Origin of the sequence: Streptococcus sp. CSL10205-OR2, from assembly GCF_025660655.1 — a bacterium.
Classification (GTDB): Bacteria; Bacillota; Bacilli; order Lactobacillales; family Streptococcaceae; genus Streptococcus.
Genome location: NZ_JAOTIN010000004.1, coordinates 94183 through 105901 on the forward strand (window position 1 = coordinate 94183; position 11719 = coordinate 105901).

The following is an 11719-nucleotide window of genomic DNA, read 5'->3' on the forward strand; positions in this document are numbered from 1 at the left end:
GAGGGAGGTATCATGAAACGTTCAACAAAAAAAATTATTTTAATTATTGTTGATTTTTTAATGATATTCTGTACACTAAGTACATCACTTCAATTTTTAGAAGTCATTGCAGAAATTACTCCAAAATATTTTTTATTCTCATTAATCATTATTTCCCTAGTTTATTTCGCTACAGGTTTTTATCTTAAAATTTATTCAATCCTAACGAGATATACTGATTATCGAGCGATAGCCAATATCTGTATTGCACTCTTGTCATCACATTTTGCTCTCTTAATATTATCTTTTCTTTTCTTTAAAGCATTTAGTTTACGATTTATCTTTTTATCACTTATCTTTTCCTTGATTTTAGTCACTACTCCAAGACTAGTTTGGCGAATTATTCATACTAAAAAGGAACGAATCGGAGAAAAGAATAAAAGACCTCTAAGAACATTAGTTGTAGGAGCAGGATCTGGTGGAAGCTTATTTATCAGTACTGTCTTGCAAAATTCCAATGATATTGATATTGTTGGTATCATTGATGGTGATCCCAATAAGTTAAATACCTATGTTCACGGGAAAAAAGTACTTGGTAATCGCAATGATATTGCTAGAATTGCTGGCGAACTTGACATTGACCAAGTAACTATTGCCATTCCAAGCTTGTCTGGGTCTGAAAGAGAAAAAATTGTCGACATCTGTAATGAACTTGGTATCGTCGTTAATACCATGCCTAGTGTCGAAGAAATCATCATGGGAAATGTTTCTGTTGGTGCTTTAAAAGAAATTGATGTTTCAGATTTACTGGGCAGAAAAGAAGTAATGTTAGACCAGACAAAACTCGGTAACTATTTCGATGATAAAACGATTCTCGTGACAGGTGCAGGAGGCTCCATTGGATCTGAAATATGTCGCCAAGTATTAAAATTTCATCCTAAACGACTTTTATTGTTAGGTCACGGAGAGAACTCTATCTATCAAATAAATCGTGAAGTGTCAGCCAAATATTCCAAATACACTGAAATTAAACCTTTGATTGCTGATATTCAAGATAGACAATTGATGTTTCACCTCATGCAAGAGTATAAACCCGATATTGTCTATCATGCTGCAGCTCATAAACATGTTCCTATGATGGAATATAATCCCAGAGAAGCCGTTAAAAATAATATCTTTGGCACTAAAAACGTTGCAGAAGCTGCTAAAGCAGCAAGAGTTTCCAAGTTTGTCATGATTTCTACAGATAAAGCTGTCAATCCACCAAATGTCATGGGTGCGACAAAACGTGTCGCTGAAATGATTGTAACCGGATTAAATGATAATAAAGGCACTCAATTTGCAGCCGTTCGTTTTGGCAATGTTCTAGGTAGTCGTGGTAGTGTTGTGCCACTCTTTAAAGAGCAAATTAAAAAAGGTGGTCCCGTTACCGTCACAGATTTTCGCATGACACGTTATTTTATGACAATCCCAGAAGCCAGTCGTCTCGTTATTCAAGCAGGTTATCTGGCAAAAGGTGGCGAAATTTTCGTTTTGGATATGGGTGAACCTGTTCAAATACTAGAATTGGCTAAGAAAGTTATTAAACTTAGTGGTTACAATGAGGGTGAAATTGAGATTGTAGAATCTGGTATTCGTCCCGGTGAAAAACTTTACGAAGAGTTGCTTTCAAAAGACGAGCGTGTAAGCGAACAAATCTATGAAAAAATATTTGTCGGTAAAGTGACTAATAAGGAGATGAGTGTAGTCTCTCAATTTATCGACGAATTACTAATCAAAAACGACAAAGATCTTAAAGAGAGTCTTGTCGCATTTGCAAAACAGGAGTAAAAAAGGATGTATCCAATTATCAAAAGAATATTAGATATCATCATTTCTGGACTAGCTATTATCATCCTAAGCCCTGTATTTCTATTACTGGCTTTACTAATAAAACTTGACTCAAAGGGTCCAATTTTATTCAAACAAAAACGTGTTGGAAAAAATAAAAAGCATTTCATGATTTATAAGTTTCGAAGCATGTATGTTGATGCCCCTTCGGATATGCCAACTCATCTATTAAAAGATCCAAATAGTATGATAACAAAGATAGGTGCTTTTTTAAGAAAAACGAGTTTAGATGAACTACCTCAACTTTTTAATATTTTTAAAGGTGAAATGGCTATTGTTGGACCTAGACCTGCTTTGTGGAATCAATATGATTTGATTTCTGAAAGAGATAAATATCAGGCAAATGATATTCGTCCAGGTTTAACTGGTTGGGCTCAAATAAATGGGCGTGATGAATTGGAAATTGAAGAAAAGTCAAAATTAGATGGTTACTATGTTCAACACATGACTCTTTTAATGGATATAAAATGCTTTTTTGGAACTTTTATTTCAGTGATTAAAAGTGATGGTGTTGTTGAAGGTGGAACTGGACAAAAGAAGGATAAGTAGATGAAAAAGATTCTCATAACGGGTGCTAATTCCTATATTGGCACCTCATTTGAAAAGTGGTTGACAACATCAAATGACAATTACATGATTCATACGCTTGATGTGAAGAATAACGAATGGAAGACTCATGATTTTAGTAATTATAATTCAATATTTCATGTTGCAGCTATTGTTCACAAAAATGAAAAAAATGTGGAATCAAGTTTATACTATCAAGTTAATCGCGATCTTCCTTTTGCCATTGCAAAAAAAGCAAAAGAAGCAGGAGTTCCTCAGTTTATTTTTCTTAGTAGTATGAGTGTGTATGGTGATGGATTAGAAATAATTAATGATGCAACCCCTTTAAAACCTCAATCACACTATGCAAAATCAAAGTTTGAAGCTGAAGAGCTATTAACGACACTAGTTTCAGATCAGTTTAATCTTGTTATCTTAAGACCTCCAATGGTTTATGGTCCAAAAGCAACAGGTAATTACACAAGATTATCCAAACTTTCTAAGCTAACACCAATTTTTCCAAATATCAACAATCAACGCAGTATGATTTTCATCGATAATCTTTCAGAATTTATCAAAAAAGCTGTTGATTTAAATCTTTCAGGTCTCTATTTCCCACAAAATAAGGAGTATGTTAATACTTCCAATCTAGTAAAAGAAATTCGTTTTTGCCACAATAGAAAAACACTATTAACTCATTTCTTCAATCCTATTATTTTATCACTGACAAGTATTAAGCCTCTCAGTAAATTATTTGGCAACTTGACTTATGATAAAAAACTTTCAAGTTATGATTTCAACTATCAAGTGGTAAATTTTGAAGAATCAGTCAAAAAATCAGAACAATAAGGAGTTAACATTGTCTAATCTTCCTTTACGAGATAAAAAAATCTTATTTTTCTCTCCCTCTTTTTTTGGGTATGAAATAAAAATCAAAGATAAGATGATTGCACTTGGCGCTGATGTCTATTATTTTGATGAGCGTCCGATTACAAAAAGTTATCAGAAAGCTTTATTAAAAGTAAATCCAAATATATTTTCTCATAGAACTGAACGCTACTTTTTTAATATTCTTGAGAAAGTTAAGGATATTAAATTTGATTATGTTTTCTTCTTAAAGTGTGAAATGCCTACTATAAAGGTCATGAAAACCTATCGAAACCACTTTAAAGAATCTAAATTTTGCCTTTATATGTGGGATTCTCTTTCAAATGTTGTTAATATCGAAAAAAAACTTTCTTTTTTTGATGATATTTACAGTTTTGATGTTGATGATAGTAAACGTAATGATAATATTAACTTTAGACCTTTATTTTATGCTGATGATTTTCAAATAAAGCATTCTTTAAGTGAAAACTTTACCTATGATTTATGTTTTTTAGGTACTATTCATTCAGACCGCTATAAAGTTATTAGCCAAGTGAAAAGAATTGCTAAGAAAAACAACCTCAAAACGTTTTTCTTCAATTTTTTGCAGAGTCGTTTTATGTATGACTTTTATAAACTAACCAAGGAAGAATTTAAAGACACTAGACCATCAGATTTTAGTTTTGATAAGATGTCAAGTATTGAAATAGCAGATGTCGTTTCACAATCGAAAATAGTCTTAGACATTCAGCATCCTAAACAGACTGGTTTAACGATGAGAACGATTGAGATGATTGGAATGCATAAAAAAATCATTACTACCAATGCTGCAATTAAGCAATATGATTTCTACAATCCTAATAATATTAGTGTTATTGATAGAGAAGATGTTAAGATTGATGTTTCTTTTTTTGATAAACCCTATGAACCACTAGATGAAGAAATATACTATCACTATAGTTTAGAGGCATGGGTCCTTGAAATGCTTAAGGAGTGAAAATGAAAATACGCAAACTTTGGTGGTGGCTTCGCTTACTACTACGTCGGCCTTTTTTTAATAAAATAGGCAAATCTTCCTATTTGGGACCATCTGTTTCATTAATCGGTACTAAGAATATTACTATTGGTAATCAGGTTAGAATTTTCCCCGGAAACCGTATGGAAACATATAATAGTGGTACTATCATTATTGAAGATAATTGTTCTATCGGGCAAAATTTTCACATTATTTCAGATAAAACTAATCTTTTAATTGGAAAAAACACCACTATTTCAGGTAATGTTTTTATTACAAATGTCAATCATTCTTATGAAAAAATTGATATTCATATTTTAGAACAACCAATGAAAAATATTGAAACAACTATTGGTGATAATTGTTTTATTGGTTTTGGTGTAGCAATTCAAGCTGGGACTAAGTTAGGAAAACAATGCATAGTTGGGTCAAATTCAGTTGTGAAAGGTGAGTTTCCAGATTATTCTGTTATTGTTGGTTCACCTGCAAAAATTATAAAAACTTTTAATAAGGAGACTTTACAGTGGGAGAAGGTATAAAAAATGCTTCAATTTCTGTTATTATTCCAGCTTATAATGCTGAAAAAACCATTATTCCAACATTGAAGTCAGTTATTAATCAATCAAGAAGAGATTTAATTCTTGAAGTTTTAGTTATTAATGATGGTTCCACTGATAAAACAGAAGAGCTTATTAAACAGTTTATTTCTAAAAATTTAGTACTTCCAATTATACTTTTTAATAAAGAAAATGGAGGCGTTTCATCTGCAAGAAATGTAGGATTGAAACATGCTAAAGGAGAATGGATCGCTTTATTAGATTCAGATGATGAGTGGTTTGATAAAAAGCTTGAAATTCAATCAGAAGTTATTAAAAAAAATCCTCAAATTGACCTTCTTGGAGGCAATCATCTTGATAAACCAATATCAATTTTAGGGAAAAAAATCACAACTTTATATAGACCTACAATTCAAGAAATTTTAATAAAATCATTACCTCAACCTTCAACAGCAATATTTAGAAGAAAAATATACGAAGAAATTGGTGGGTATGATGAGAGTCGAAATTATGCTGAAGACGGTCAATTTTTTAACAAGATTTGCGTTAATTATAATTTCTATTATATTCCAGATCAACTTGTTATTTATGATAATGGTAAGAGGGGGTTCGGAGTTCGAGGTCTTTCTGGAAACATTGTAGCCATGCAAGATGGAATAAGAAAAAATTTGAAAGAACTAAGAGAAAGAAAAGATATAACTCTTCTTTTTTACATTTTTATCACAATATTTAGTGAACTAAAATATTTTAGAAGAATTGTATTAACGAAATTAAGTAAATGAAAAAATTATTATTTTATGTCAATAGCATGAATGCCTATGGAGGTATTGAAAGGGTTATCTCTAATCTTGCTAATTCTTTAGTTGATAATTTTGAAATCACTATTCTAGTAAAAGACAACCCAATCTCGTCTTATCCATTGAATCCAAAAATAAAAATCGAGTCTCTTGATACTGCTTTGGTGATGGATATGTCTTCACGATTGAAAAGAATTTTTAGTGTGCCAGTTAATATTGTTAATTCAGTGAGAGTTTTAAAAAAATACTTTAAAACACACCATTTTGATCTTGTTTATACCGCTTATATTACAAATGGTCTTGAAATTTATCTAGCTGAAAAAAATCTTAGGAAAAAATTGGTTGCCTCAGAACATGCTTCTTATTATGCTTATAACTCAGTCTATCAAAGAATGAAAACATTTTTATATCCTAGGTTAAAGATTATTTCAGTTCCAACTACTATGGATACTGAAATTTATCAAAACAAAGGCTATCATGCGGTTTATATTCCACATTTATCAACTTTTTCTGCCTCACCACTTGTTTCAAAAGACACTAAAACTATCATCAATGTTGGTCGCCTAACAAGTGATAAACAACAGCAAATGTTGTTAGAAATTTGGCAATTGGTGAATCAAAAATTACCAGAACATCATTGGAAATTACAAATTATTGGTAGTGGTGAAGAAGAAAATCACTTGAAAAATTTTGCACGTTCTAACAAGATCGCAAATGTTAGTTTTATTCCTCATACATCAAAAATCACTGACTATTATCAAAAGGCAGAATTGTTTGTCTTTACCTCTAAAATGGAGGGATTTGGCATGGTTTTATTAGAAGCGATGTCTTTTGGAGTACCTTGTATTTCATTTGATTCACCAAGTGGTCCACGTGATATTGTAAAAGATGAAAACAATGGTTATTTAATTCCATGTTATGATAAAGAGTTATTTGCCAATAGAATTTGTGAATTTATCACTAAAAATAATAATGACAAAGAACAAATGAAAAAAGCTGCTTTAGATACAATCATAAACTGGGACAATGATGCTATTATTCAAAAATGGCTTAACGTATTTAATGATTTGGAGAAAAATTAATGAAAACAATTGCTTTTTATTTACCACAATTCCATGCTATTCCAGAAAATGATGAATGGTGGGGAGAAGGTTTTACAGAATGGACAAATATGAAATCTGCTGAACCATTATTTGATGGTCACTACCAGCCACGAATTCCTCTCAATCATAATTATTACAATTTACTAGATGATAAGACTATGGAGTGGCAAGTTAAGTTGGCACAAGAAAGTGGTTTATACGGTTTTTGTTTCTACCATTATTGGTTTGACGGGCATATGCTTCTTGAAAAACCAATGGAAAACATGTTGAAGAATGATAACATCAACTTTCCCTACACAATTTGCTGGGCTAATGAGCCATGGACTAATGCTTGGAAAGCAGATGGGAACACCAAAACACTTATTGCACAACGCTACGGTGATAAAGCTGAGTGGAAAGACCATTTTGACTACCTACTGCAATTCTTCAAAGATAAAAACTATATTCTAGTTGATGGAAAACCTTTACTCGTTTTATATCGTCCAGAAATTGTTGAACGCTTAAATGAGATGCTGGATTACTGGCAAGAACTAGCAGTAGAAGCTGGTTTTCCTGGTATGTGTTTTGCTTACCAACAAGTTTCTTATTATTTACTTGATGATAAAGATGAAAGCAGATTTCGTTATCGTATTGAGTACCAACCAGGTTATGCCCGATATGATGCTCAAAAAAATGCTGGTGGTATAAAAAGTAAGTTATTAACTGTCAAAACAGGTATCAGAGGTATGGCTTCTAAGGTTGATAAAGCTTTGGGTACTAATATTGCTGGTAATCTTACAAAACAAGGTCTTAGTTTTGAAGATTATGATGAATTATGCCAAGCAATCATCAATCGTCACGGTGACGATGAAAAATCTGTTGCAGGCATGTTTGTTGACTGGGATAATACACCAAGAAGAGGTAATAAAGGCCGTGTTTGTATTGGTTCAACGCCTGATAAATTCAAAAAATACATGACAAAGCAAATTGAAAATGTTAAAAATACTTATCATAATGATATGATTTTCATTTTTGCTTGGAATGAATGGGCTGAAGGTGGTTATTTAGAACCTGATGAAAGATACCAATATGGCTATCTCGATGCATTAAAAGAAAGTCTTAATAATGAATAATAAAAAAAGCACAGTGTTTTCTATACCAAGCTACGCAGCTTTCTTAATTCTTTTTGTTTTTTTTGGTATTATACTTAATATTACCTTAAATGCTTTTGATGTTAGTTTGATTGATAAGCTAACGATAGCAACAGCATTTGTCTTTGTTTCTTATTGCTACATATTTGCTATTTTGTTAAAGCTGTACCGACAAATTAGCTTTCTATTTATTTTTATTTTATTAAGTATTCCATTTTCTTATGGACAACATTTTGTGGCAATATTTGACTATGATTATTTAAGATACTACCAAAATTTTCACATTCTTGATGGGAGATTAGCGGATTCTAGTATCATTAATGCCACTTTTATGATTATCATCTTCCTCTTATTACTAACTTTTGGTTATATTATGGTCAATGATAGATATAAAAATGACTTTAGTGAAGCTGTTATAGAAAAACCGACTAAAGAGAATACCAAACATTATTCTATCTACAGTTTAGTTGCCATTATTTTCCTGATAATTTCTATTTATCCTGCCTTTAAAGAGGTTTATGCGCAATATAGTCTTAGTCAGCAGTTTGGCTATTTAATGAGAAGACAGATTGAAAATCAATGGAATTATCACGAAATTTTAGGTGTTTCCCTGCGAGAAATTTATATTGCAGATTGGTTCTTACCAGCAATTTATATGCTAATCATGTCTATTTCTAAAAAAAGACTCAGATGGATTCCATACTCTATCTTAATGGTTTATAGCATGATATATATGTTGACTGGTTCTCGTTTTACATTGATAAAAATCTTTTTAAATATCTTTTTGATTGAGTATCTCTGGCATAAATCTATTAAAAAGAAACATCTTAAATATTTGCCAATTGTTCTTTTCCCTCTTATCATTGTTTTAGGGATTCTAACTAATTTAAGAGGCTCTGCAGGTTACTCCATTCAATCGATTGCAGATAGTGTTTTTGATTATCTTACTGGAAGACCTTTTAGTTCAATTTTCTGGGAAACGGGAATTACTTTTACAACGGTAAGTAATGTCATTGATAAAGTACCAAGTGTTTTACCGTTTTTTAATGGGAAATCATTTATTGGTGCCATTATTATCTGTTTACCTGATTTTCTAAGATTTGGCTTTACAGATACTTATACGTTAACAATTAGCAGTTCATTATCGCCACTTTACTATAATACAAATAATTTTGGCTACGGTTCTTCTATTTACGCTGAACAGTTTTATAATTTTGGTTATCTGTATTTCATATTTGCTGGTCTTATCGGATCAGGGATAGGTTTTTTAGAGAAGAAATTGCTTGAAAGTAATGCTAAACGAAAAATAGCAACTTTTTTAACCATTTCATTTATTTTAGGAGAACTCTTGTACTCTGTGAGAAATGATCTCTATGCAATTCCAAGATTAGCCCTGTTTAGTCTGGGAATACCATTATTTACCATATTTATTTTAAAAATAGTCAATCGCTCATTAAAAAGATAATTAATTAAAAAGATAAAAGATAGGAGTTTCTAGATGAAAGTACTCGTTACAGGAGCAAATGGTTTTCTTGGAGTTGGTATTGTCAAACAATTACTTGATGAAAATATCGATGTTATCGCTACGGATTTTAAACTAGACCATGTTGATGAAAGAGCTACAAAAGTAGCTTCAAATCTATTTGAAGTTAAAGATCCTTATAATGCTTTTGGACAACCTGATGTGGTACTACATTTGGCATGGAAAGATGGTTTTGTTCATAACGCAGATAGCCATTTATTAAAACTGCCTAATCACCATACGTTCTTGAAGAAGCTATTTGAAAGTGATGTTAAGAAAATTGCGGTGTTGGGAACAATGCATGAAATTGGTTTTCATGAAGGTAGTGTTGATGAAAACTCAGCCTGTCAACCCTTGAGCCTATATGGTATCGCAAAGAATGCCCTAAGATTAGATGCTGAATATCTAGATAAACTTTACCATAAAAAACTACAATGGTTACGTGGTTTTTACATTGTTAATAACACTGAACACGGCTCATCAATTTTTTCTAAAATTGTTCAATCTGTGAAAAACGGTGATAAAGAATTTCCGTTCACAATGGGTCTTAACCAATTTGACTTTCTTGATTATCCTGAATTTTGTCAACAAGTTACTGCAGCCATTCTTCAAGATGATATCTTAGGAACAATCAATATTTGTTCTGGACGTCCGGAAAAATTAGCCGATCGTGTTGAACGATTTATTTCTGAAAATCATTTTGATATTCGATTACAATACGGAACCTTCCCAGATCGACCATATGATTCAAAAGCTATTTGGGGCAATAATCAAAAAATTACACAAATAATGGCAAATAAAGTCAAACAATAAGTATTATTCATACACTGAGGAGTGGTGATGTCACAAAAATCTCTTACAAAAAATAGTTTCTATTTTTTAATATATAATACACTCAATATTCTCTTTCCCTTGATAACTGGAATTTATGTCTCTAGGACATTGCTCCAAGTTAATATTGGTGAAGTTGCCTATGCACAAAACATTACACAATATTTTGTTACCTTTGCTTTTTTGGGTATTCCAACTTATGGAATGAGAGAAATATCTAAAGTGAGAAAAGATAGTGAACAAACAGCAAAATTATTTTCTGAATTATTTATTATCAATCTCGTTTCAACCATCACATTTTTAAGTCTCTATATCGTTCTCGTTTTATCCATTTCACAGTTTCGAAATAATTTAGTATTATATGTTATTACCGGCTGTGCTATCGCTTTAAATGCCATGGAAATTTCTTGGTTTTATGAAGGACTTGAAGAATTTGGTTTCATTTCGATTAGAAATTTTATTTTTAAAATTTTATCATTTCTTCTTTTAATACTTCTGGTAAAATCACCTTCTGATTATCTATGGTATGCTGCGATAACAGTCATTGGAACTGCGGGAAACTACATTGTCAACATGTTTCATGTGCCAAAGTTTCTTAAAAAAATAGTTTTAAAAAATCTTGAATTTAAACGCCATATGAAGCCTATACTCTATCTGGTCGCAGTCAATTTAGCTATTGAAATATACACTCTTGTTGATATTACCATGCTAGGTGTATTTGCTTCCAAACAAAGCATAGCCATCTATTCCTACGCTAGTAAAATTCAAAAGATTCTTCTTCAGGTTATTAATTCCTTTACTATTGTTGTTGTACCAAGAATTTCTCTTTATTATAAAGAGAAGAAGTTTGATGACTTTAACTTGGTTTTATCACGTACCTTGAATTTAATTCTTTTACTAGCTTTACCGATTATTGTTGGTATTTTCATTACTTCAAATGACATTATTACCCTGTTATACGGAGTAAATTATTTACCCTCAGCTAGTGTTCTTAAAATTTTGTCATTGATGATTACAGTTTCTCCAATCGGCTATTTACTAGGTTCACGTGTCATGCTCGCAACAGGCAATGAATCTAAAATGCTAATTGCTGTTTTCATTGGTGCAGTTGTTAATTTCATTGGTAATTTCTTTCTCATTCAGCAATTCTCAGAATACGGTTCAGCTATAGCTTCAGTGATTGGAGAAATAGTTGTTATGGTTGTTTATATTAACTTTGGAAGAAGATATTTTAAGCTGAAACCATTAAGAACAAATCTTTCGAAAATCATTAAAGCAACTGTAGCTATGTTCTTAGTTATTGCTGTTTATCAAATGTTTCAATTACCGCTTATTATAAAAATTATTTCTGAAATTATAATTGCTGCTGTGATTTATTTTGGTATGTTATATCTACTCAAAGAAGAAACAATTGATACTAACTTGAATAAGATACTAAGGCGTTTTGGTTTTAAAACGCTTGGATAGAAAGGTCATGATATT

The 11719-nt window shown here is 31.4% G+C and carries 11 protein-coding genes; all 11 read left to right on the forward strand.

All coding sequences use genetic code 11. The features are described from left to right. Window positions 1-12: 12 nt before the first annotated feature. The 11 genes from N7659_RS03575 (at window position 13) to N7659_RS03625 (ending at window position 11704) form a co-directional block, all read left to right on the forward strand. Entirely contained in the window at window positions 13-1809 is a 1797-nt protein-coding gene (locus N7659_RS03575) for a polysaccharide biosynthesis protein (RefSeq protein WP_263275851.1), read from the forward strand. A 6-nt stretch (window positions 1810-1815) separates the two neighbouring features. Further along, window positions 1816-2418, forward strand: coding sequence for a sugar transferase (locus N7659_RS03580; RefSeq protein ID WP_263275852.1), 603 nt, complete (start codon window positions 1816-1818; stop codon window positions 2416-2418). Beyond that, window positions 2419-3264: an NAD-dependent epimerase/dehydratase family protein gene (locus tag N7659_RS03585; RefSeq protein ID WP_263275853.1), complete on the forward strand. Its 846-nt coding sequence runs from the start codon at window positions 2419-2421 to the stop codon at window positions 3262-3264. Window positions 3265-3358: 94 nt separating this feature from the next. Further along, entirely contained in the window at window positions 3359-4279 is a 921-nt protein-coding gene (locus tag N7659_RS03590; RefSeq protein ID WP_263275854.1) for a capsular biosynthesis protein CpsH, read from the forward strand. A gap of 2 nt (window positions 4280-4281) precedes the next feature. Further along, window positions 4282-4836 carry an acyltransferase gene (locus N7659_RS03595; RefSeq protein ID WP_263275855.1) on the forward strand — a complete coding sequence of 185 codons (555 nt, stop codon included), beginning with the start codon at window positions 4282-4284 and terminating at the stop codon, window positions 4834-4836. Then, complete coding sequence (locus tag N7659_RS03600) at window positions 4821-5636, forward strand: glycosyltransferase family 2 protein (protein WP_263275856.1); 816 nt, start codon at window positions 4821-4823, stop codon at window positions 5634-5636. The genes N7659_RS03595 and N7659_RS03600 overlap by 16 nt, the downstream gene beginning before the upstream one ends. Beyond that, on the forward strand, window positions 5633-6733 hold the full coding sequence (locus N7659_RS03605; RefSeq protein ID WP_263275857.1) for a glycosyltransferase family 4 protein: 1101 nt from the start codon (window positions 5633-5635) through the stop codon (window positions 6731-6733). The genes N7659_RS03600 and N7659_RS03605 overlap by 4 nt, the downstream gene beginning before the upstream one ends. Beyond that, complete coding sequence (locus N7659_RS03610) at window positions 6733-7866, forward strand: glycoside hydrolase family 99-like domain-containing protein (protein ID WP_263275858.1); 1134 nt, start codon at window positions 6733-6735, stop codon at window positions 7864-7866. Before N7659_RS03605 ends, N7659_RS03610 begins: the two co-directional genes overlap by 1 nt. Further along, window positions 7859-9349 (forward strand): O-antigen polysaccharide polymerase Wzy family protein, encoded by a 1491-nt coding sequence (locus N7659_RS03615; protein ID WP_263275859.1) that lies wholly within the window; start codon window positions 7859-7861, stop codon window positions 9347-9349. The genes N7659_RS03610 and N7659_RS03615 overlap by 8 nt, the downstream gene beginning before the upstream one ends. 33 nt (window positions 9350-9382) lie before the next feature. Next, on the forward strand, window positions 9383-10219 hold the full coding sequence (locus N7659_RS03620) for an NAD-dependent epimerase/dehydratase family protein (RefSeq protein ID WP_263275860.1): 837 nt from the start codon (window positions 9383-9385) through the stop codon (window positions 10217-10219). A gap of 27 nt (window positions 10220-10246) precedes the next feature. Next, window positions 10247-11704: a flippase gene (locus tag N7659_RS03625; RefSeq protein WP_263275861.1), complete on the forward strand. Its 1458-nt coding sequence runs from the start codon at window positions 10247-10249 to the stop codon at window positions 11702-11704. The last annotated feature ends 15 nt before the right edge of the window (window positions 11705-11719 follow it).